17 protein-coding genes and 1 pseudogene are annotated in these 21,482 nt (G+C 60.5%); 12 read left to right on the top strand and 6 right to left on the bottom strand.

The window, feature by feature from the left end; genetic code table 11:
- Positions 1 to 66: 66 nt before the first annotated feature.
- Complete coding sequence (bfr, locus tag IQK56_RS13435; RefSeq protein WP_033900044.1) at positions 67 to 531, top strand: bacterioferritin; 465 nt, start codon at positions 67 to 69, stop codon at positions 529 to 531.
- Positions 532 to 595: 64 nt separating this feature from the next.
- Here the strand turns inward: bfr and uvrA are convergent, their stop codons facing one another.
- Complete coding sequence (gene uvrA / locus IQK56_RS13430) at positions 596 to 3,430, bottom strand: excinuclease ABC subunit UvrA (RefSeq protein ID WP_099584608.1); 2,835 nt, start codon at positions 3,428 to 3,430, stop codon at positions 596 to 598.
- A gap of 178 nt (positions 3,431 to 3,608) precedes the next feature.
- Between uvrA and IQK56_RS13425 the strand changes: the two genes are divergently transcribed.
- Both IQK56_RS13425 and IQK56_RS13420 read left to right on the top strand, forming a co-directional pair.
- Positions 3,609 to 5,003: an MFS transporter gene (locus tag IQK56_RS13425; protein WP_150676686.1), complete on the top strand. Its 1,395-nt coding sequence runs from the start codon at positions 3,609 to 3,611 to the stop codon at positions 5,001 to 5,003.
- A 9-nt stretch (positions 5,004 to 5,012) separates the two neighbouring features.
- On the top strand, positions 5,013 to 5,528 hold the full coding sequence (locus IQK56_RS13420; protein ID WP_003232445.1) for a single-stranded DNA-binding protein: 516 nt from the start codon (positions 5,013 to 5,015) through the stop codon (positions 5,526 to 5,528).
- 82 nt (positions 5,529 to 5,610) lie between these two features.
- Here IQK56_RS13420 and IQK56_RS13415 read toward each other — a convergent pair whose 3' ends face one another.
- Positions 5,611 to 6,435 carry an alpha/beta fold hydrolase gene (locus IQK56_RS13415; protein ID WP_122307027.1) on the bottom strand — a complete coding sequence of 275 codons (825 nt, stop codon included), beginning with the start codon at positions 6,433 to 6,435 and terminating at the stop codon, positions 5,611 to 5,613.
- A 223-nt stretch (positions 6,436 to 6,658) separates the two neighbouring features.
- Between IQK56_RS13415 and tam the strand changes: the two genes are divergently transcribed.
- Positions 6,659 to 7,420 carry a trans-aconitate 2-methyltransferase gene (gene tam, locus IQK56_RS13410; protein ID WP_193901729.1) on the top strand — a complete coding sequence of 254 codons (762 nt, stop codon included), beginning with the start codon at positions 6,659 to 6,661 and terminating at the stop codon, positions 7,418 to 7,420.
- A gap of 19 nt (positions 7,421 to 7,439) precedes the next feature.
- Here the strand turns inward: tam and IQK56_RS13405 are convergent, their stop codons facing one another.
- Entirely contained in the window at positions 7,440 to 8,003 is a 564-nt protein-coding gene (locus IQK56_RS13405) for a cysteine hydrolase family protein (protein ID WP_193863629.1), read from the bottom strand.
- Between the two features lie 96 nt (positions 8,004 to 8,099).
- On the opposite strand from IQK56_RS13405, the gene IQK56_RS13400 reads away from it, so the two are divergent.
- From IQK56_RS13400 to IQK56_RS13390, 3 genes are all read left to right on the top strand, one after another.
- On the top strand, positions 8,100 to 9,059 hold the full coding sequence (locus IQK56_RS13400; protein ID WP_122307029.1) for a GlxA family transcriptional regulator: 960 nt from the start codon (positions 8,100 to 8,102) through the stop codon (positions 9,057 to 9,059).
- A 171-nt stretch (positions 9,060 to 9,230) separates the two neighbouring features.
- Positions 9,231 to 10,340: a DUF3182 family protein gene (locus IQK56_RS13395; protein WP_193901728.1), complete on the top strand. Its 1,110-nt coding sequence runs from the start codon at positions 9,231 to 9,233 to the stop codon at positions 10,338 to 10,340.
- Positions 10,330 to 11,085 carry an alpha/beta hydrolase family protein gene (locus IQK56_RS13390; protein ID WP_122307031.1) on the top strand — a complete coding sequence of 252 codons (756 nt, stop codon included), beginning with the start codon at positions 10,330 to 10,332 and terminating at the stop codon, positions 11,083 to 11,085. Before IQK56_RS13395 ends, IQK56_RS13390 begins: the two co-directional genes overlap by 11 nt.
- A 5-nt stretch (positions 11,086 to 11,090) precedes the next feature.
- Here the strand turns inward: IQK56_RS13390 and IQK56_RS13385 are convergent, their stop codons facing one another.
- The 3 genes from IQK56_RS13385 to IQK56_RS13375 are packed head-to-tail and all read right to left on the bottom strand — an operon-like array spanning position 11,091 to position 14,069.
- Entirely contained in the window at positions 11,091 to 12,035 is a 945-nt protein-coding gene (locus tag IQK56_RS13385) for a lysylphosphatidylglycerol synthase domain-containing protein (protein WP_122307032.1), read from the bottom strand.
- Positions 12,025 to 13,293 (bottom strand): cardiolipin synthase ClsB, encoded by a 1,269-nt coding sequence (gene clsB / locus IQK56_RS13380; RefSeq protein ID WP_150761993.1) that lies wholly within the window; start codon positions 13,291 to 13,293, stop codon positions 12,025 to 12,027. Before clsB ends, IQK56_RS13385 begins: the two co-directional genes overlap by 11 nt.
- Positions 13,290 to 14,069, bottom strand: coding sequence for an endonuclease/exonuclease/phosphatase family protein (locus tag IQK56_RS13375; RefSeq protein WP_150676679.1), 780 nt, complete (start codon positions 14,067 to 14,069; stop codon positions 13,290 to 13,292). The genes clsB and IQK56_RS13375 overlap by 4 nt, the downstream gene beginning before the upstream one ends.
- 266 nt (positions 14,070 to 14,335) lie before the next feature.
- On the opposite strand from IQK56_RS13375, the gene IQK56_RS13370 reads away from it, so the two are divergent.
- The 5 genes and pseudogenes from IQK56_RS13370 to IQK56_RS13350 all read left to right on the top strand — a co-directional run bounded on the left by IQK56_RS13370 (position 14,336) and on the right by IQK56_RS13350 (position 21,327).
- Complete coding sequence (locus IQK56_RS13370; protein ID WP_206691826.1) at positions 14,336 to 15,778, top strand: OmpA family protein; 1,443 nt, start codon at positions 14,336 to 14,338, stop codon at positions 15,776 to 15,778.
- A gap of 18 nt (positions 15,779 to 15,796) precedes the next feature.
- Positions 15,797 to 17,356: a hypothetical protein gene (locus IQK56_RS13365; RefSeq protein WP_122307036.1), complete on the top strand. Its 1,560-nt coding sequence runs from the start codon at positions 15,797 to 15,799 to the stop codon at positions 17,354 to 17,356.
- A complete protein-coding gene (locus tag IQK56_RS13360) occupies positions 17,357 to 18,187 on the top strand; it encodes a hypothetical protein (protein WP_246500219.1) in 831 nt (276 codons plus the stop codon).
- Between the two features lie 59 nt (positions 18,188 to 18,246).
- Positions 18,247 to 20,330: pseudogene (locus IQK56_RS13355) on the top strand (mechanosensitive ion channel family protein).
- A 112-nt stretch (positions 20,331 to 20,442) separates the two neighbouring features.
- Positions 20,443 to 21,327 (top strand): sugar nucleotide-binding protein, encoded by an 885-nt coding sequence (locus IQK56_RS13350; RefSeq protein WP_122307039.1) that lies wholly within the window; start codon positions 20,443 to 20,445, stop codon positions 21,325 to 21,327.
- Positions 21,328 to 21,482 lie beyond the last annotated feature (155 nt).

Genomic DNA, 21,482 nt, shown 5'->3' with positions numbered 1-21,482 from the left:
TGATCCCGTGACCTCCGGGTCATGATGGTTCAAACTACAGACTTTCAAGCAGGGAGATGTAGGGCGATGCAAGGTCACCCCGACGTAATCGATTACCTCAACACGTTGCTGACGGGCGAACTGGCAGCTCGTGACCAATATTTCATCCACTCGCGGATGTACGAAGACTGGGGTTTCACCGAACTCTATGAGCGTATCAACCACGAGATGGAAGAAGAGGCACAGCACGCCGACGCACTGATGCGCCGTATCCTGATGCTCGAAGGCACGCCGCGTATGCGTCCCGACGACCTGGACGTGGGCACCACCGTACCTGACATGCTGGCAGCCGATCTTCGCCTCGAATACAAGGTGCGTGCTGCGCTTTGCAAGGGCATTGAGCTCTGCGAGCAGCACAGTGACTTCGTCACGCGTGAAATCCTTCGTGTGCAATTGAATGACACTGAAGAAGACCACACCTACTGGCTGGAAAAGCAGCTGGGTCTGATCAAGCTCATTGGCCTGGAAAACTACCTGCAATCGCAGTTCTGATTCCCGGCTACGAAAAAGCCCCTGTCACCGCAAAGTGACAGGGGCTTTTTTATGGGACGACAAGTCAGGCGCGGTCCCGCTCCAGCAACGGTTTCAAGTAGTAACCGGTGTGGGACTGCGGCATTTCAGAGACTTGCTCCGGCGTGCCTACCGCGATGATCTGTCCACCCTTGGAGCCGCCCTCCGGCCCCAGGTCCACCAACCAGTCAGCCGTCTTGATCACGTCAAGGTTGTGCTCAATTACCACTACAGTGTTGCCGTGGTCGCGCAATCGGTGCAGCACGTCGAGCAGTTGCTGGATATCCGCGAAATGCAGTCCCGTAGTCGGTTCGTCGAGGATATACAGGGTCTTGCCCGTATCGCGCTTGGACAGCTCCCGGGACAGCTTCACCCGCTGTGCCTCGCCACCGGACAGTGTGGTCGCTGATTGCCCCAGCTTGATATACGACAGCCCCACATCCATCAGCGTCTGCAGCTTGCGCGCCAACGCTGGAACCGCGTCGAAGAACACGCGAGCTTCCTCGATGGTCATCTCCAGGGTTTCGTGGATGTTCTTGCCCTTGTACTTGATCTCAAGAGTTTCGCGGTTATAGCGCTTGCTCTTGCACACATCGCACGGCACATAGATATCCGGCAGGAAGTGCATCTCTACCTTGATCAAGCCATCGCCCTGACACGCTTCACAGCGTCCGCCCTTGACGTTGAACGAGAACCGCCCAGGCCCGTAGCCACGCGAGCGAGACTCCGGCACACCCGCGAACAGCTCGCGAATCGGCGTGAACAGCCCCGTGTAAGTCGCCGGGTTGGAGCGAGGTGTACGCCCAATCGGGCTCTGGTCGATATCGACCACTTTGTCCAGGTGCTCAAGGCCCTTGATGCTGTCATGCGCAGCCGCTTCCAGCGTGGTTGCGCCGTTCAGGGCGGTTGCACTAAGGGGGAACAGCGTGTTGTTGATCAGCGTCGACTTGCCCGAGCCCGATACACCGGTCACACAGGTCAGCAAGCCCAGCGGAATCTCCAGGTCGACATTACGCAGGTTGTTCCCGCGTGCGCCCTTGAGATGTAGCGCCATCTTCTTGTTGCGCGGTGTACGTTTCGCCGGCACTGCAATCTTCACGCGGCCAGACAGATACTTGCCGGTCAAGGAGTCCGGATGAGCCATGACTTCGGCCGGCGTGCCTTCAGCAACAATGTGTCCACCGTGCACGCCGGCGCCTGGGCCAATATCGACCACATAGTCCGCCAGGCGAATCGCGTCCTCATCGTGCTCGACCACAATGACCGTATTGCCGATATCCCGCAGGTGCTTCAATGTGCCCAACAGACGATCGTTGTCCCGCTGGTGCAAACCAATGGACGGTTCATCCAGGATGTACAACACGCCCACCAGGCCCGCACCAATCTGGCTGGCCAGGCGAATACGTTGCGCTTCACCGCCGGACAAGGTGTCGGCGCTACGATCCAGTGAAAGATAATCCAGGCCCACGTTGACCAGGAACTGTAACCGCTCACGAATTTCCTTGAGGATCTTGTCGGCAATTTCCCCGCGGCGTCCGGTCAGCTTGAGTACACCGAAGTATTCACATGCATCGCCGATCGGCAGGTTGGTCACTGCCGGCAGGGTCTTCTCACCCACCCAGACATGCCGCGCCTCCCGACGCAAACGCGTGCCACGGCAATCTGGACAAGGTTGAGTGCTGAGGAATTTGGCCAACTCTTCGCGCACGCTCGCCGATTCGGTCTCGCGGTAGCGCCGCTCCAGGTTCGGCACAATGCCTTCGAACGGGTGCGAACGTTTAACGATGTCGCCGCGGTCGTTCAGGTATTTAAAGTCGACGTTCTGCGAACCACTGCCATTGAGGATGACCTTCTGCTGATCTGCCGGCAGTTGGTTGAATGGCACTTCAAGGCTGAATTTGTAGTGGGACGCCAGCGACCCCAGCATCTGGAAGTAATAGACGTTGCGCCTGTCCCAGCCGCGTATCGCACCTTCCGCCAACGTCAGCTCGCCATTCACCAGGCGCTTTATATCGAAGAACTGCTTCACACCCAGGCCATCGCAGGTTGGGCAGGCGCCAGCCGGGTTGTTGAAGGAAAACAGTTTGGGTTCCAGTTCGCTGATGGCATGGCCACAGATCGGGCAGGCAAAGCGCGCAGAGAAGATGATCTCTTCGCCCGGCTCGTCATCCATCGGCGCAACCAGCGCAATACCATCCGCCAGCTTAAGCGCGGTCTCGAACGATTCCGCTAGACGCTGCTGCAGGTCGGCGCGCACTTTGAAGCGGTCGACCACTACATCGATCGAATGCTTCTTCTGCTTGTCGAGCTTCGGTGCTTCGTCCAGCTCATACAGCTTGCCGTTGATGCGCGCGCGTACAAAACCCTGCGCCCGCAGCTCTTCGAAGACGGAAAGGTGTTCGCCCTTGCGCTCGCGAATCACCGGCGCCAGCAGCATCAGCTTGGCACCCTCCGGCTGGGCCAGTACCAGGTCGACCATCTGGCTGACGGTCTGGGCTTCCAGTGGAATGTCGTGATCCGGGCAGCGGGGGATACCGACCCGCGCGTAAAGCAGGCGCAGGTAGTCGTAGATTTCAGTGATGGTGCCCACGGTGGAGCGTGGGTTGTGGGAGGTCGACTTCTGTTCGATGGAAATCGCCGGCGACAGGCCTTCAATGGTGTCGACGTCGGGCTTTTCCATCATCGACAGGAACTGCCGGGCATAGGCCGACAGCGATTCCACATAGCGGCGCTGACCTTCGGCATACAGCGTGTCGAACGCCAGGGACGATTTGCCCGAGCCAGACAAGCCGGTGATGACAATCAGCTTGTCCCGGGGCAGGGTCAGGTCGATGTTCTTCAGGTTGTGGGTTCTAGCCCCACGAATCAGGATCTTGTCCAAGATGGCCTCGCACGGCGGGCGTAAATAATGCCGGAGTATACGGCTAAAGACTGGATGAATATACACTGTCAAAGTGCCGGGTGCAGCCTTACATGAAAGCTGCGCGGCAAAGCGCCGCATATACCCTCTCAATCGATGGGACTGGTAGAATCGCCGCCGGTTCACACGAGGTTTTTCCATGCACGATCCCCACAGCGAACGCATGAGTAGCGGCGAGACCCGAGCAGCAAGCGGTCTGGCCCTGGTGTTCGCCTTCCGTATGCTGGGCATGTTTATGGTGTTGCCAGTGCTGGCGACCTATGGCATGGACCTGGCCGGCGCGACCCCCGCGCTGATCGGCCTGGCGATTGGCGCCTATGGCCTGACACAGGCGGTTTTTCAGATTCCGTTCGGGATTATTTCCGACCGCATTGGCCGTCGTCCGGTGATTTACCTCGGGTTGATCGTGTTTGCCCTCGGCAGTGTGCTCGCGGCCCAGTCCGATTCGATCTGGGGCGTGATCGCCGGACGTATTCTGCAAGGTGCCGGGGCGATTTCCGCTGCGGTGATGGCGCTTCTCTCTGACCTGACCCGCGAGCAGCATCGCACCAAGGCCATGGCGATGATCGGCATGACCATCGGCCTGTCCTTTGCCGTGGCCATGGTGGTCGGACCCTTGCTGACACGTGCGTTCGGCCTGCACGGTTTGTTCCTGGCCACGGGCGGCATGGCATTGTTCGGCATCGTGATCGTGGCCTTCATGGTGCCGCGCTCCACCGGCACACTGCAGCACCGCGAATCCGGCGTTGCGCGCAACGCGTTGTTGCCGACGCTCAAGCACCCGGACCTGCTGCGCCTGGATTTAGGTATCTTCGTATTACACGCAATGCTGATGTGCAGCTTCGTCGCCTTGCCCCTGGCCCTGGTACAAAAAGCCGGGCTGCCCAAGGAGCAGCACTGGTGGGTCTACCTCACCGCTCTGTTGATTTCGTTCTTCGCCATGATCCCGTTCATCATCTATGGCGAGAAAAAACGCAAAATGAAACGAGTTTTGCTGGGCGCCGTCGCGACATTGATGCTCACTGAACTATTCTTCTGGCAGTTCGGCGACAGCCTACGGGCGCTTGTAATCGGCACGGTGGTGTTCTTCACCGCGTTCAACCTGCTGGAGGCTTCATTGCCTTCGCTGATCAGCAAAGTTTCACCGGCGGGTGGCAAGGGCACGGCGATGGGGGTGTATTCCACCAGCCAGTTCCTCGGCTCGGCGTTAGGCGGCATCATGGGCGGCTGGATGTTTCAGCATGGCGGTTTGTCGGTTGTCTTCCTCGGATGCGCCGGGCTGGCTGCACTTTGGCTGGTCTTTGCTGTTACCATGCGCGAACCTCCCTACGTCACAAGTCTGCGTTTGCCGCTATCGCCCGAGGCGATCCGCGAAGCCGGTCTGGCAGAGCGCCTGAAGGCCGTCGTAGGGGTAACGGATGCAGTCGTGGTCGCTGAAGAGGCGGCCATTTACATCAAATTGGACACCGAATTATTGGATCGCGCGACGCTTGAGCAACTGGTCAACCCAGTGCCGACAGCGCGCCCAGCCTAGGAGAACGTTATGGCCCGTGGGGTTAACAAAGTCATATTGGTCGGTACTTGCGGCCAGGATCCCGAAGTTCGCTACTTGCCTAACGGTAACGCCGTGACCAACCTGAGTCTGGCGACCAGCGAACAGTGGACCGACAAGCAAACCGGTCAGAAAGTCGAAAAAACCGAATGGCACCGTGTGTCGATGTTCGGCAAGGTCGCAGAGATCGCCGGTGAATACCTGCGCAAGGGTTCGCAGGTCTACATCGAAGGCAAACTGCAGACCCGCGAGTGGGAAAAAGACGGCATCAAGCGTTACACCACTGAAATCGTGGTCGACATGCAAGGCACCATGCAACTGCTGGGAGGCCGTCCACAGGGCGACCAACAGGGCCAGGGCGGCATGTCCAACTCGGCACCGCGTCCACAGCAGTCGCGTCCGCAGCCAAGCCAGCAGCCACAGCGTGAGTCGCGTCCAGCGCCACAGCAGGCCGCTCCACAACCGGCTCCGGATTTCGACAGCTTTGATGACGATATTCCGTTCTAACGTATGTTGAAGTAAAAAGCTGCACACTGAAAAAACCGCGCTGCCGAACAGGCTGCGCGGTTTTTTTGTGCGTGCAGGTTGCTTAACGCCGTGCGAAAGCCAGCATATCGGTGTTGACGCGCTGCTTGTGCGTGTCCGTCAAGCCATGGGGCGCGCCGGAATATATCAACAGCTCGGCGTGTGGAATCAGGTAGCTGCTTGGCAGCGCCGAAGCCTGTATCGGCACGATTTGGTCGTCGCTGCCGTGGATGATGAGCGTGGGTATGGAGAAGAGCTTCAGGTCCTCCGTAAAGTCGGTTTCCGAAAATGCCTTGATACTGTCAAAGGTATTTTTATGCCCGCCCATTACGCCCTGCATCCAGAACGAATTGATCAGGCCTTGAGAGGCAATGGCGCCCTCGCGGTTGAACCCGAAGAACGGGCCGCCTGCCACATCAAGATAGAGCTGCGAGCGGTTGGCGATGGAGTCGGCACGCATCCCGTCGAACACTTCGATCGGTGTTCCCTGCGGGTTGGCAGGGGTTTTCAGCATCAACGGCGTCACGGCGCAGATCAAGCCTGCCTTGGCCACTCGCGCCGTACCATGGCGAGCGATATAACGCGCCACTTCGCCGCCTCCGGTGGAGAAACCGAAAAGGATTGTGTCTCTAAGATCCAGGTGCTCGATCAGTTCCGCCAGGTCATCTGCGTAATGATCCATATCATTGCCATCCCACGGCTGGCTTGAGCGGCCATGCCCTCGGCGATCGTGCGCAATGACGCGAAAACCATTGTTGGCGAAATGCAGCATTTGCGATTCCCAACTATCGCTGTTGAGCGGCCATCCGTGGCAGAACACGACGGGCTGACCGCTGCCCCAGTCCTTGTAGTAAAGATCGTTTCCTTCGCGAGTTTTCAGATAAGCCATGGCGTAGCTCCATTGATGTCCGAACTGATTTGGCGAGTGAAGGCCAGAAAAATCGTCCGTGGACACTACGCTGGCGTTTGGATTAACGGCTATCGGCAGACTGAGCCTGGTTGCGTCAGCAGTAAGGTTAGTCCGGTTTCACGGGCTGCGCTTCGGGCGGTATTTGTTCTCGTGGCCCATACGATTTAGGCTGTGGCCACCGTTAAAACCAAGGAAACGCGCGATGACCTGGTCTGCCAAGCAGTACACGATGTTTGAACAACAGCGCACTCGCCCGGTCCGCGACCTGGTGGCGGCCATTCCCAATACTGGTATACGCAGTGCGGTCGACCTGGGGTGTGGGCCTGGCAACTCCACCGAAGTGTTGGCCGAACGGTTCCCTAACGCGCACGTTACGGGCCTGGACAGCTCTGACGACATGTTAGTCGACGCCCGCAAACGCTTGCCCGCGCTGAACTTCGAATTGGCGGACATCGGCACCTGGGTCCCCGCGCAACCCTACGATGTGATCCTCGCCAATGCCTCCCTGCAATGGCTGCCGGACCACGCCACGCTCTATCCACACTTGGTCAGACAACTGAGCCCGGGTGGCACCCTGGCGGTGCAAACCCCGGACAATCTCGACGAGCCTGCACACCGGCTGGCTCGCGAAGTGGCCGCAGATGGCCCGTGGGCGGCCAGGATCGGCGCGGTCAAGCACAATGAGCGCCACCCGGCGAGCTACTACTACGAACTGCTGAGCAAACACTGCAGCACTGTGGATGTATGGCGCACCACCTACCAGCACCCGTTGGCGGATCACGCAGCAGTGGTGGAGTGGTTTAAAGGGACTGGTTTGCGGCCATTTCTCGCGCCGTTGTCCGATAGCGAAAAAGTTGCCTTCCTACAGGAGTATCAGGCGCGGATTACCCAGGCCTATCCAGCCCTGGCCGATGGCACCGTATTACTGCCATTCCCGCGCCTGTTTATCATCGCGACCCGCTAAAAGCCCAGGCAAGCAGTGGTCACGCCGCCGCTGCTTGCGCCTTCAAATACTCATCCGCCGACACCACGCCCGCATACCCAAAGGCCAACGATGCCATATACGCGCCATGCACCTGCGCGGCCGGGATCACTTGCCCGTTGAATTCTTGATCGCGGGTCGCACAAGCGTCATGAATCACCGTGACCTTGTAGCCCAGGTCCGCCGCCGCCCGCACCACGGCGTCGACGCACATATGGCTCATGCTGCCGACCACCACCAGGTCGGTGATGCTGCGTTGTTCCAGCAGGGCGCGCAGATTGGTTTCACGAAACGCATTCACAAAGTGTTTAAGCACCACGGGCTCATCGCGTTGGTTCAGTACCTTCGGATGCAGATGTGCGCCTTCGGACCCAGGCGTGAAGAACGGCGCCTCTTCGGACGTGAATTCATGGCGCACATGAATCACTGCGTCCCCCGCCTGGCGAAACGCTTTGAGCACTTGCGCCGCCTTGTCCGCTGCAGCTTCCACGCCATCCAGCGGCCACTTGCCCTGAGGGAAGTAGTCGTTCTGGATATCGATTAGGATGAGCGCTTGCTTGGCCATGGGTATTGCCTCGTGATGGGTTGATGGGCCCAGTATCTTAGCTGGCGCCGACGCCGGGGATTGGCTGCACCGACAATAACAGGGGGAAAACTGACAATGGCGGTTGTTGAGCTGGGTGTGTTGATCTACCAAGGGGCGCAATTGGCCGCCGTGCATGGCCTGACCGACCTGTTCGGCGTGGCCAACCGGATCGCCGCCGAGCATCAGTCGGCACAACTGCCGCTGCTGCGGATCAGCCATTGGCAAGTGGATACCGATGGCCAACCGACACGGGTATTCGACAGCCACCCAGGCCCCGAGCAACCGATGATGGCCGTGCTGGTACCACCGTCGATTGGTGTGTTCACCGATGAACAGTCGCCGCCTGCGCTGTTGGCGTGGCTTCGTCAGCAGCACGCGACGGGTACAGTGCTGGGCGGCGTGTGCATCGGCTCGATCATGCTGGCGCGCAGTGGCTTGCTGGATGGGCGCAGCGCGACCACCCATTGGTCTTCCGCCAAGTCTTTTGCCGCGCAGTACCCGGCCGTGCGCCTGGAAGCGGACAAACCCATCGTCGATGACGGCGACCTGATCACCACCGCCGGGCTGATGGCCTGGTCAGAGCTGGGCCTGCGTCTGGTTGACCGCCTGATGGGGCCGAGTATCGCTGCCGACACCGCGCGGTTTTTGGTCATTGAACACAGCGACAGCGCGAGCCAGTGCGGCAGCAACTTTGCGCCGATCCTCGGCCATGGCGACGCGGCGATTCTCAAAGTCCAGCATTGGCTGCAAGCCAGCGGCGCGGTGGAGGTGTCCGTGGCAGCCATGGCGCAGGAGGCCGGGTTGGAGGCGCGCACTTTCCTGCGGCGCTTTCGCGGCGCCACCGGTTTGAAACCTACCGAATACTGCCAGCACCTGCGGGTGGGCAAGGCGCGGCAGATGTTGGAATTCACCAACGGCACCATTGACCATATCGCCTGGACCGTGGGCTATCAGGACCCCAGCGCCTTTCGCGCCACTTTCAAGAAAATCACCGGTCTGGCGCCCAGCGATTACCGCAGCCGTTTTGGCGTGTGAATCGTGCAGAACGCCGCGCACTTGAGGCGTCGTCGTGCAGAATAAAACAGGCCAACTGCCATTGGTTTTTCAGTAACTGCTTGATTTCAAAACACTCCCGCTCACCGCTGTTTTGGCCTGATCCCTGCAGCCTTCCTGATACACACATGGCGGGAAGGCCAAGGGGGATGCATGACCCCAACACAACGCAAGAAATGGGTGGTCGCTCACTCCACACGAGTAGGCGCGCCCCAGCATGAGGTCGACACCAACCACGCCCTGGCCCGCTGGCTGGCGCAGATTCTGGGGCTTAAATTCGATGGCAGCTACGACCCGCAAAAACATGCTGGCCGTGAGCTTTATCTACTGCCCACTCAAACCCTGGTGGGCCCGGCGCAAGCCCTCGCGCTCAACATCAAAGGCCCCGAAGACCTGTGGGGCGGCTATGTCGATCACGACTTCATCTGCACCAAAGCCATCAGCCATGGTTTGTTGAGCCCTGAAGCCAACGCGCCAGAAGGGTGGTCGCCGTTGTTCTGTGAGCGCGTAAGAACAGTCGTGTTGGACGGCCTCAGTGTGTTTTCGCTCGAAGACGCTTTGCCCGCCGCGGCCCATTTGCTCGACGACGGGCCCATCCGCCTGAAACCGGTGCACGCCTGCGCCGGACGCGGCCAGGAAGTTATCCACAGCCTCGATGCCTTCAAGGCCGTACTGGCCCGATCCGACGCCGCGCAGTTGTTCAACGATGGCGTGGTGCTGGAACAAGATCTGCGCGACGTGGTCACCCATAGCGTGGGCCAGAGTTTTATCGGCGATCACGTATTCAGCTACTGCGGCCAGCAATACCTGACCGAGGACGGGCAGGGCGAAAGCGTCTATGGCGGCTCCGACCTGTTGGTCGTTCCGGGTTACTACGAAGATTTGCTTGAACTCGATCTGCCCGACGACGTGCGACTGGCGATCGAGCAAGCCCAAATCTTCGACACGGCGGCGGACGAGGCCTACCCCGGCTTCTACGCTTCCCGGCGCAACTACGACATCGCTCAAGGCCTGGATAGCCACGGCCAGCGCCGCAGTGGCGTGCTCGAACAATCCTGGCGCATGGGCGGCGCCAGCAGCGCGGAGGTCGCGGCGCTGCAAAGCTTCATCAATCACCCGGGCCTTAACGCCATTCATGTGTCCTCGGTAGAAACCTATGTGGACCAGGCGCTGCCAGCGGATGCCATTGAGGTGTATCGCGGCCCCGCGGAAAACAGCGACTTTCTTCTCAAGTACGTGACGGTCAAATCTTATGACGGCTAGAAGTGAAACCATTTCCATCGACATCGACGACGAACAAATGAGCGGCACCTTCCTGAGCCCCAAATCCAAAGTACCGGGCGTGTTGTTTGTGCACGGTTGGGGCGGTAGCCAGGAGCGGGACCTGGAACGGGCCAAAGGCATCGCCGGCCTTGGCTGTGTGTGCCTCACTTTCGACCTGCGCGGTCACGCCGGTACCGGCATTCCATTGAACCGCGTCACCCGCGAAGACAACCTGCGCGACCTGCTGGCGGCCTACGACCGGCTGCTCGCCCACCCGGCCATCGACACCTCGGCGGTGGCGGTCGTGGGCACCAGCTATGGCGGCTACCTCGCCGCCATCCTCACCTCGCTGCGCCCGGTACGCTGGCTGGCGCTGCGTGTGCCGGCGCTGTACCGCGATCAGGAATGGCTCAAGCCCAAGCGCGACCTGGATAAGATCGATTTAATGGATTACCGCAACACCCTGGTGCACGCCGAAACCAATCGCGCATTACACGCCTGCGCGGCGTTTACCGGTGATGTGCTGATCGTCGAATCGGAAACCGACGACCACGTGCCCCATGCCACCATCATGAGCTACCGCGCGGCGTGCCAGCAGACGCACTCCCTGACACACCGCATCATCGATGGCGCTGACCATTCCCTCAGCGATCCGGTGTCCCAGCAGGCCTACACCTCAATCCTGGTCGACTGGATTACCGAGATGGTGGTCGGCGAGCGGTTGAGCATCATCCAGTCCCAGTAGTGCGTTCAGGCGGGTGTTTTCTTCACCCGCAACGCCTTGGCCTTGGCTTCTACACCCACGTACATCAGCAAGGCGATCAGCAGCGGGCAGATGAAGTAGATCGCCCGGTACGCGATCAACCCCGCCAGCAAACTGCCCCGCGACGCCTCATGTTGCAACAGCCCGATAAACACCGCTTCCAGTACCCCAAGCCCAGCCGGAATATGGGTGACCACACCGGCAATCGCACTGATCAGCAACACCCCGAGCACCAGCGGATAGTCCAACTTGGCGGGCAGCAGGGTAAAAATCACCGCCGCCATCAGCGACCAGTTCAACGCCCCCAACGCCAGTTGCAAACAGGCCATGCGCAGCGACGGCAGGTTGATCTCAATGCCGCGGATCGACCACGCGCGTTTTTTCGAAAACTGGCAGGCCGCCAGGTAGCCGAGGCTGGCCAACACCAGCAACACGCCCACCCCTTGCAACGCGCCGCTGCTCAGTTTCCAGCCTGGTGGCATGGTCACCAGCCCGCTGCTGAATACCGCGCCGGCCAACGCCATGTAGCCAAACCAATTGGTGGCCAGGCTCAGGCCGAGAATCTTGGCGATATTGCCGCTGCTCACCCCCAGCCGCGAATACAGCCGATAGCGCATGGCAATACCGCCAACCCACGCGCTGAGGTTGAGGTTGAACGCGTAGCTGATGATTCCCACGGGCAATATCTGCTTCCAGCGCAACGGCTGGCGGATGTAGGTGCGGCCGATCAGGTCGAAGCAGGCGTAGACGATAAAGCTGCACAGGGTCAACGCGCCCGCGATCAGCAAGGTGCGCAGTTTGAACTCACCGAGGGTCTGGACCACCTCGCTCCAGTCGATCCGGCGGGCGAGCAGGGTGAATAGCACGATCAGCAGCAGGAAGAAGAGGATGGTCAGTGGCTTCTTCCAACGCTTGAAGCGATCAGCTGTCATGGCGCTGGCCCTCCTGCACAAAGGGTTTTAAACGCGGCTTATGTGCGGGCAACCAGCCGGTCAGCGCGGGGAAATGGCGCATCACATGGAACACCAGGAAGCCGACGGTCAATCGCCATAACCACAGGCGTGGCTTGCGCTTTTCCGGCATGGTCTGGCAGTGATTTTGACTGAGCACTTCCAGGCGCTCGTACAGTTGCTGATTAAACGCACGGTCGCGAATCAACACATTGGCTTCCAGGTTCAGCGCCAGGCTCAGCGGGTCGAGGTTGCTCGAACCCACCGTGCTCCACTCGTCATCCACCAGCGCGACCTTGCCGTGCAGCGGGCGCTGGCAGTATTCGTGAATCACCACGCCGTCCTTGAGCAGATAGTCATAGAGCATGCGCGCCGCCAGCTTGGCCAACAGTACGTCGGGCTGGCCCTGCATGATCAATTGCACATGCACTCCACGGCGCGCCGCGTTGCGGATTTCCCGCAGCAGGCGGTACCCAGGGAAGAAATACGCGTTGGCGATCACGGCTCGATGTCGTGCCTTGCTCAAGGCGTGGATATACGCTTCTTCGATGTCGTCGCGGTGTTGCAGGTTGTCGCGATAGATCAGGCGCACCATGCCGTCGCCGTGCTCGTTCGACCACGCGGAAGGCCGTTGCTGGCGCCGCCGCCAACCGCGCCGCGTGCGCACCTGGCGGCCACTTTGCGCCAGGGCAAAGTGATGCAGATCGGCCACCGCCGGGCCAGTCACTTGCACCGCGTAATCCTGTTTGGCCTCGGGGCCGAAATCCCCCAAGTGATCGGCAGAGAAGTTGATCCCGCCGATAAACCCCACCGTGGCGTCCACCACCACAATCTTGCGGTGCAGGCGGCGGAACCAGTTGGTGCGAATGCCCAGGGTCTTGGACGCCGGGTCGAACATCTGCACCGTCACCCCAGCCTCGGCCAATTCACCGAGAAACGCCGGGCTCAGCTCACCGCAGCCAAAACCATCCAGGCTGACCACCACCTTGACCCCGCGCTGCGCGGCCTCGATCAGGATGCCTTGCAGCTCATGGCCGACCTTGTCCTCGAAGAGAATGAAGGTCTCCAGCAGGATCTCGCGCCGGGCCTGGCGCATCGCTTCGAAGACCTTGGGAAAGTACGCTTCGCCGTTTTCCAGCAACTCGACCTGATTGCCGTTTTGCCAGCCGTAATCCAGGTCGCGGGCCTTGGTTTCATCCGGCGGTTGGTCGGTGGAAATGTGCTCGACGGCAACGTTCATAGCTCAATCTCCACCGACAGCGGTACATGGTCTGACAGATGGGACCACGGCCGGGTGGTCAGCACCTTGGGGTTGTGCACCTTTACATTGCGCACGTAAATGCGATCCAGCGGCAGCAATGGCAGGCGCGCTGGAAAGGTGCGCGCCGGTTTGCCAAGGGCGTGCACAAACACCTCGGTGAGGCCGCTTTGGCTCAGGTCGGCACGCTGGCGCCAGTCGTTGAAATCCCCGGCGACCACCAGCGGTGCATCGGCGGGAATCTCGCGGATGCGCTGCTCCAGCAAACGCAATTGCTGTTGGCGATGCACCTCGCGCAAGCCCAGGTGGATACAGATCGCATGCACTTCCTGCCCGTTGCCCGGCAGACGCAACACGCAATGCAGCAGGCCACGGTTTTCATGGCCGCTTTGGGAGATATCGAGATTGTCGTAGCTCACGATCTGGAATTTCGACAGCAACGCATTGCCGTGGTCGCCATGGGGATAAACCGCGTTGCGCCCGTAAGCAAACTGCGGCCAGATGCTGTCGGCCAGAAACTCGTATTGCGGCATGTTCGGCCAGTCGCTGTAGCGCTGCGGATGGCGCTCATGGGTGCCGTGGATTTCCTGCAAGAACACCATATCCGCGCCCACACTGCGCACCGCTTCGCGCAGCTCGGGCAGGATGAAGCGTCGGTTCAGGGCCGTGAAGCCCTTGTGGATATTGACCGTCAGCACCGTAAAGCGCGTGATGGCGACGCTGGGGGTAACGGGCACCCAGTCGGGGATCGCAGTCATGTGTATTCCTGTGAAGAGTGGCGCAAGGCTTCATGTAATGGCTGACTGCCGGTGGCTGAAGAAAGTTTCGAGCGTCCTACGGACGGTTCTGGAGGACGCATAGAGTTACAAATGCTATTGAATTGCCATCAGTGACGTGATCCAATCCCGCGCTATCTACCCCATTCAACGATTGTGCAGGGCCTGTTCATGGATGATGCAGTTGGCGCTTTTCGGGCGTTGGCAGTGGGTCGGCGGCTCTTTTCATGAAGGCCGGAACCCATCAAGTGAATACCTCCTTTACCCGAAAAATCAGCCTGCTTGCCGGCGCCGTGGCGCTCAGCGGCTGCGCGACGCTTAACGATGCGGGGAAAAACTACGGCACGGCCATTGGTTGCGCCGGTGGTGCATTGCTCGGCGCCGGCTTGACGTACGCGATCACCGGCGACGCCAAAAAGGCCATCGTCGGCGGTGGCGTGGGCGCGGCCGCCGGTTGTGTGGCGGGTAACTTGTGGCAGAACCGCTTGCAGGAACTGGAGCGGATTGCCAAAGAAGAGAACCTGAACATTCAGGTGCAAACCCTGCAAAGCCAGGACGTGGCTACCGGCACCGCCCGTGCCCCTGCGCCGACCGAGGCAGGCATCGTCGCCCAGGTGCAGGATGAAGGCATGTTCGCCACCGGCAGCGCGCAGTTGAGTACCAACGGTCAGCGCCAGGTGCGCAAGCTGGCCGCCGCGTTTGCGCCCAAGCAGGGCCAGAACAGCCAAGCGGCGATTTTGGTCGTCGGCCACACCGACGCCACCGGCAGCGCCGCCACCAACCAGCGATTGTCCGAGCAGCGTGCCCGCGCTGTGGCGTCGATCCTGGCCGAGCAAGGCATCGCGCCGCAGCGCATGTTCTTCCAGGGCGCGGGGGCTTCGCGGCCGATCGCCGACAATAGCGATGTGCAGCAACGCGGCAAGAACCGTCGGGTTGAGATCGTTGAAGTGACCGACCGCAACATGCTGGTCAAACGGGTCAACGCCGAACAGAACAATTCTAAATACCTGGCGCATGGTACCTCGACCGAGCCTGCGCGCACCGTCGCCAGCGCGCCGAAAAACAAGCCCGCCGTCACAGCCAAGCCAACTGCCGAGAGCAAACCCACTGACGCGGGCACCGCCCTGGTCGACTTCGGTGGCCAGCCTGCCAGCGACACGCGCTGGACCCTGGCTCAAGGCATCGCGCCGAAAAAGGCCGGCTTTGCCCTGGTCAGCAGTGCCCACGCCAGCGACCTGCCCAACAGCAGTTGCGAGGCCGACCGCCCGCGTGAAACCGGCAAGGTGTTCAACCTCGCCAGTGGCAAGGCGCTCGACACCCAAGTCACCACCGAATACCTGCCGGGCTACAACAACCGTGTGTGGGCCAACGTAGTCAATGGCCACCTGGTGACACTGTCGCCGGTTTCGATCCTGCGCGATGGCGCCAGCGTCGACCGCCAGCCCTTCATCGAAGTGGTCAAGGATTACAAAGAGGGCAACCGCAAGTCGATCAAGAGCAAAGCCGTGGCCAACACCTACGAGGGTGAGGAGCTGGTGCTCTATCGCGTATTCATCCAAGACTCCAAGGCACCGGTGTCGTGTATCGACGTGGTGTTCAGCAAGAAAAACTCCGAAGCCACGGACGGTGCGTTGTTCTACCCGCGCAGCCGTGAAGCTTTCACTACCCGTTTCGTGCCGATTCGCGCGTAAGACTCAAGGACATACACCATGGAAGACTTCAGCTTCAATGCGCTGACGGCCCTGCTCTGGGCAAACAAGCTAATCACCGGCCTGGTGATTTCCACGCTGCTGGCGGCCATCCTGATTCAAGCGTATTGGGACAAGGTGGGGTATTTCGTCATGCGTGTGTGGCACGGCGTGCCCGTGATCGGCAAAGTGGCGCGCTTGTCCAAGCAGAGCCTGATGCTTGATGCCCATGGCTGGCCGAAATCCGAAAGCGAGCTGTGCGACGCCTACTATTCGCGCTATGAAAAAATCGGCGCGGAAGATGTCGATTTCTTCAACAAGAGCGAATCCTACCTGCGCACCATTGGTGAGCGCGGGCGCCGAGAGCGGCCGTTCTGGGTGTTTGCCCTGATCTTTATGCTGATCATGTTCGAGGCCGTGGGTTTTGCCTACGTGCTGGTGCCCTTTATCAACCAGAACCTGTCGGCTAACGATCAAAGCTGGATGGGCTGGTTGTTCGCCTTCTTGCTGGCGGTCGCCTCGGCGATCCTGGCCGAAGTCACTGGCCGCGCCGCGCACAAGAACGCGCTGATCAGCAAGGCACGCCACTGGTGGGAAAACGACAGCGACAGCGACCGCCCGAACCAGCTCAAGGAGTTGCCGGGCATCGGCATCAAACACACCGACAGCGATAAAGACGGCAAGGACTACAACCGCATCCTGGCGCGCATCAACACCAACCACACCGTGACGCCGAGCCGTGGCTGGATGATCACCACCGGTATCTGGATCGCGATTATCGCGATTGCCGCGTTCGGTATCCGCACGATGCAGCTCAAAAGCATCGAGACCGAAATGGTCGGCAGCCCCCATGCTTTTGCCCAGCAGAATTACGACTCGGCCAGCCCGTTCGAACTGCCGGCCGATTCGGCGGCGATCAACGATCAGGCAGATAAGCAAACCCTGACCGACAAGATGGACGCGATCCGCAAAGCCTCGCTGATCACCTTCATTGTGCTGTCGGTGATCTACATCGCGATCCAGATCACCAGCATTTGGCTGGCGTCGATCTTCGGGTTTGCCGGGGTTGAATCCAAGACAGCCTGGGAGCACACCCACAAATTCTCCAGCGGCGAAGCCCTGGAAAACTGGATGCAGAGCCAGCGCGTGGAAATTGCCTCCCACGCCGATCACAAACTGAGCAAGTTGCAGCTCAAGCTTGCCGGGCGCACCACCACCAACGCCCAGCAGCAGGCGGCGTTGACCACGGCACACAATCGCAGCTTTGAGACCTACGTAGCGCGTAAACAGGCGTTGCCGGGCAATCCGCAACCGGTGGCCAAACCCGTCAGTGTTCCGGTTGCACCTGCTGCACCGGTGGTAGCGGAAGTCGCGGCACCAGCACCAGCACCAGCAGCCCCCGTGCGGACGCCGGTTGCTGCCTCGGAAGGTCTCGACGCCCTGCGCGGCAAGGACCTGACGGCCTACAGCGAAGAACAATTGGCAACGATCAGCCGTGCCAAAGGCCACGCTTTGGAAGATGTGCTGGCGCTGCGTGCCGAACAGCAATTGCTTAAAGACTTTGACGCCACAGGTGCCTGAATGATGAACCCGCGCTTTTTCTGTGCCCTGTTGCTGGCGCCCTTGATGGCGATGGCCGGCGAGCGCAATGACATTCCGGATTGCTACCCCTACGCCAAGGTCGCCGAGTTTCGGCCCGTGGCCGCGGGGCGCGAGTTGACGGTGATCATCGATCAAACGATCCCGATGCCCGAGGTCATTCAGAAGTCTACCTGGGCCCAGATTCAGCGCTTTGTACAACCGGGCGACAAGGTCCGGCTATACAGCTTCTCGGCGTTTCTGCCGGGGCAGTTCATGCAATTGCGCTTTGCCGGCGAACTCAACCAGGGCATCGATGAGAAGGTCCGCGAGCGGGTCGGTATGCAATCGCTGCGCACCTTCGACACCTGCCTTGCCGAGCAGCGCAGCTTTTTCAACAAGACCTTTGGCAATGTGTTTGTGACCACGCTGCGTGAAGCGTCCGAAGACATTGCACGCAGTGAGATCTTCCAGTCGTTGCGTGATATCGGCAACGACCTGGGCCAGCAACCGGCCCAGGAACGTGTGGTGTTGTTGATTTCCGACATGCTGGAAAACAGCGACTTCGGCAGCTTCTACGCCAACAACCGGATTCGCGACCTGCAACCCGACGCCGAGCTCAAGCGTGTGGCTGACAAGGGCCTGTTCGCCGACCTGCAGGGCGCGCGCGTCTATGTGGCCGGTGCGGCGCTGGTGACCAAGGACGTCAAGCAGGCTTATCGTTCCGGCAAGACTATCCAAGCGCTGGAAGGCTTCTGGAAAGGCTATTTCGCCGGTTCCAACGCGCAGTTGGTAGCGTTTGGCGCACCGAGCCTGAATGTCGACCTGAAGTGAACCATCCCCGCTGAAACCCGTCAGTTCCTTACAGACCCTTCTGTAAGGAGCCCGGTGTTTTGCTCAATCTCAAGACAGCTTTACTGCTTGGTGCGCTGCTCTGTTGCGGCAGTGGCGCATTGCACGCCGCGGCCGCGGCGCCTGAACCCGAGGCGCGGCCAAGCCGGAGTTGCTGGTAGAAGGCGGTCTGCTTGGTGCGATCAGCTCCAGCATCGACGATGTGCAGGACAAGCTCGATCTCAATCAAAACCTGATCGACGCCTGGCGCCTGCGTGCGGACAGGGCGGCGGATGAAGTAGGGCGGTTGGTTAACCAAACGTCAGAACGTTCGCCGTGGACTGTGGCCGGAAATTTCCTGCTGCTGTCCGGGGTGTGGGTCGGCGCGTTTACCGTCCTGACGCTGTTGGGGCGGTTTATCGTGCAGCGCCTGGGGCGACGGTCATTTGTTGCACAGCGCAAGCGCCTGCACGCGGTGCTCGGCTATGTGGTGCCCTACACGATCCCGGCGCTGATCTGCTTGCCGCTGACCCTTTATGTCAGTCACTTTCTGCCCACTTCAGTGGGGCGTGCGCTGGCGCTGTGTTTTGCCTATGCCACCAGCAGCGGCATTTTTTCCACGTCGATGCTCTTGTGCGTCATTGTCATGTTCAACGTCGGCCACAAGCGCCCGGCGGTGCAGATTATTCGCGATTACTGCCCCAAGCCGCTGTTCTTGATCGGCTTCCTCGCCGCCCTCAGCGATGCCCTGACCAGCCCACAAATCGCCCGTCAACTGGGCGGCAATATCACCAGCAGCATCGCGGTGTTTACCGGCCTGTTCGCGGCGGTGATTTTCGGCGTGCTGGTGGTGCGCCTGCGTCGGCCGGTCGCCCACCTGATCCGCAATCGACCTCTGGCTCAGCGCCTTAAACACCCGGCGTTGCAGCAATCGTTGCGGGTGTTTTCCGGCTTGTGGTACTGGCCGATTCTGTTGATGGTGCTGGTCTCGGCGATCAACTTGATCGGTGCCGGTGACGATAACCAGAAAGCCCTGCGTTGCGCGCTGTTCACCACGATTCTGCTGATTGGCACCGTGTTCCTGAGTACCGTGCTGCAGCACCTGTTCAAGTCCCGCAGCCAGGTGGCGATCCAGCGCAGCAGCGCCTACAAGGAACGTTTCCTCAGTCTGTTGCACGCCATCCTGCGCATCGTCATGGCCATCGCCTTTATCGAAATCCTCGGGCGGATCTGGGGTGTGTCGTTGTTCGAGTTTGCCCAGCGCAACTCCATCGGGCGGGCGATCAGCGACTCCTTGAGCAGCATCGGCCTGATCCTGCTGATGACGTGGCTGTTCTGGGTGGTGCTCGACACGGCGATCCAGGAAGCGCTGAAACCGCCGGTGAACAAACGCTCCAACCGCCAGCCGAGCACGCGGGTGAAAACCATCCTGCCGCTGGTGCGTAATGCGGTGAAGATCATTCTGGTGGTCATCTGCGCGATCACCACCATGGCCAACCTGGGCATCAATGTCGCGCCGCTGCTGGCGGGTGCCGGTGTGGTCGGCCTGGCCATTGGTTTCGGCTCCCAGCAACTGGTGCAGGATGTGATCACCGGGTTGTTCATCATCATTGAGGACACGCTGTCCATCGGCGACTGGGTGGTGCTCGACTCCGGCCACGCCGGCACCGTCGAGGGCCTGACCATCCGCACCCTGCGCCTGCGCGACGGCAAGGGGTTTGTGCATTCGGTGCCGTTCGGGCAGATCAAGGCTGTCACCAATCAGTCGCGGCAATTTGCCTATGCGTTCTTCTCGGTGCAGTTCACCTACGACACCGATGTGGACAAGGCCGTGGAGTTGATTCGTGAAGCCGGTCAGGCGATCCGCGACGATGTGTTCCTCAAGTACAACCTGCAAGGCCCGCTGGAGGTGTTTGGTGTCGACAAGATGGACCTCAATGGTGTGGTGCTCACCGCGCAGTTCCGCACGGTGTCGGGTGGGCAATATGCTGTCAGTCGTGCGTTTAATCAGCGTCTGAAAAAGCTTGTGGATAACTGCCCCGAGGTGCACTTCGCGCAGACTTATCCACAGCAGGTCATGGTGCCTCAGCGTGCGGCGCTGGAACACGCGCCCGCAGAGCCCGGTGTCAAGACACTTAATCCGTGACGGTTGCGCTACAAACCCGCAAAATGCAACGATTCTGGCAAATGCCAGCGGCAAGGCCCCTGGGCCTGCCGACCATAGCCAACGTTCCAAACAGACCGGGCCTGCTCAATCTATGCGAATGCGCCTTATGTTACTGGGCGGCGGGAATGCCCTCGGGCAGGCGCTGATTCGCCTCGGTGCAGAGGAAGACATCGGTTTCCTCGCACCCAAACCGCCCCAAGACGGCTGGGATGCCGCGAGCCTCACCCAATTGCTCGACGACACCCGTCCCGATGCCTTGATCAATCTCGCCTACTACTTCGACTGGTTCCAGGCCGAAGCCGTCAGCGAAACCCGTTTGGCTTCCCAGGAGTTCGCCATCGAACGCCTGGCCGAACTGTGCCAACACCACAACATCACCTTGCTGCAACCGTCCAGCTACCGCGTATTCGATGGCTCCCGTGCCACCGCCTACAGCGAAAAGGACGAGCCGGTGCCCCTGGGCCTGCGTGGCCAGGCGTTGTGGCGTATCGAACAGAGTGTGCGCGCCACGTGCCCGCAACATGTGTTGCTGCGCTTTGGCTGGCTGCTGGATGACAGCGTTGATGGCACCCTCGGGCGCTTCCTGGCCCGGGCAGAGAACGCCGACGAGTTGCTGATGGCGGATGACCGACGCGGCAACCCGACGCCGGTGGATGATGCGGCGCGCGTGATCATCTCGGTGCTCAAGCAACTCGATTGCGCGGCGCCGCTGTGGGGCACTTACCACTACGCCGGCCAGGAGGCCACCACGCCGCTGGCGCTGGGCCAGGCGATTCTCACCGAAGCGCGCAATTTCCACCCGTTGGCGATTGAATCCCCCACCGCCCAGGCCCACGCAGCCCGGCCGGATGCGGCAGATGAACCGCAACACGCGGTGCTGGCCTGCAAGAAAATCCTCCACACCTTCGGCATCAAGCCACGGGCGTGGCGGGCGGGGTTGCCGGCGCTATTGGATCGGTTCTACCGCCACAGCTGAATCCAACACAAAACCCAAATGTGGGAGGGGGCTTGCCCCCGATAGCAGAGTGCCAGCCAACAGATTCGTTGGCTGATCCACCGCTATCGGGGGCAAGCCCCAATGCCAGTCAGTTAAGGAGGAACACTGTAACTGTGGTGAGCGGGCTTGCCCCG

This window comes from Pseudomonas cyclaminis (assembly GCF_015163715.1).
Classification (GTDB): domain Bacteria; phylum Pseudomonadota; class Gammaproteobacteria; order Pseudomonadales; family Pseudomonadaceae; genus Aquipseudomonas; species Aquipseudomonas cyclaminis.
This window is presented reverse-complemented; position numbering and strand designations above follow the sequence as displayed.

Excerpts from the sequence above, each read along its gene's own strand:
- bfr (WP_033900044.1), top strand. The coding sequence starts at position 67 with ATGCAAGGTCACCCCGACGTAATCGATTACCTCAACACGTTGCTGACG.
- IQK56_RS13425 (WP_150676686.1), top strand. The coding sequence starts at position 3,609 with ATGCACGATCCCCACAGCGAACGCATGAGTAGCGGCGAGACCCGAGCA.
- IQK56_RS13420 (WP_003232445.1), top strand. The coding sequence starts at position 5,013 with ATGGCCCGTGGGGTTAACAAAGTCATATTGGTCGGTACTTGCGGCCAG.
- IQK56_RS13415 (WP_122307027.1), bottom strand. The coding sequence starts at position 6,435 with ATGGCTTATCTGAAAACTCGCGAAGGAAACGATCTTTACTACAAGGAC.
- tam (WP_193901729.1), top strand. The coding sequence starts at position 6,659 with ATGACCTGGTCTGCCAAGCAGTACACGATGTTTGAACAACAGCGCACT.
- IQK56_RS13405 (WP_193863629.1), bottom strand. The coding sequence starts at position 8,003 with ATGGCCAAGCAAGCGCTCATCCTAATCGATATCCAGAACGACTACTTC.
- IQK56_RS13400 (WP_122307029.1), top strand. The coding sequence starts at position 8,100 with ATGGCGGTTGTTGAGCTGGGTGTGTTGATCTACCAAGGGGCGCAATTG.
- IQK56_RS13395 (WP_193901728.1), top strand. The coding sequence starts at position 9,231 with ATGACCCCAACACAACGCAAGAAATGGGTGGTCGCTCACTCCACACGA.
- IQK56_RS13390 (WP_122307031.1), top strand. The coding sequence starts at position 10,330 with ATGACGGCTAGAAGTGAAACCATTTCCATCGACATCGACGACGAACAA.
- IQK56_RS13385 (WP_122307032.1), bottom strand. The coding sequence starts at position 12,035 with ATGACAGCTGATCGCTTCAAGCGTTGGAAGAAGCCACTGACCATCCTC.
- clsB (WP_150761993.1), bottom strand. The coding sequence starts at position 13,293 with ATGAACGTTGCCGTCGAGCACATTTCCACCGACCAACCGCCGGATGAA.
- IQK56_RS13375 (WP_150676679.1), bottom strand. The coding sequence starts at position 14,069 with ATGACTGCGATCCCCGACTGGGTGCCCGTTACCCCCAGCGTCGCCATC.
- IQK56_RS13365 (WP_122307036.1), top strand. The coding sequence starts at position 15,797 with ATGGAAGACTTCAGCTTCAATGCGCTGACGGCCCTGCTCTGGGCAAAC.
- IQK56_RS13360 (WP_246500219.1), top strand. The coding sequence starts at position 17,357 with ATGATGAACCCGCGCTTTTTCTGTGCCCTGTTGCTGGCGCCCTTGATG.
- IQK56_RS13350 (WP_122307039.1), top strand. The coding sequence starts at position 20,443 with ATGCGAATGCGCCTTATGTTACTGGGCGGCGGGAATGCCCTCGGGCAG.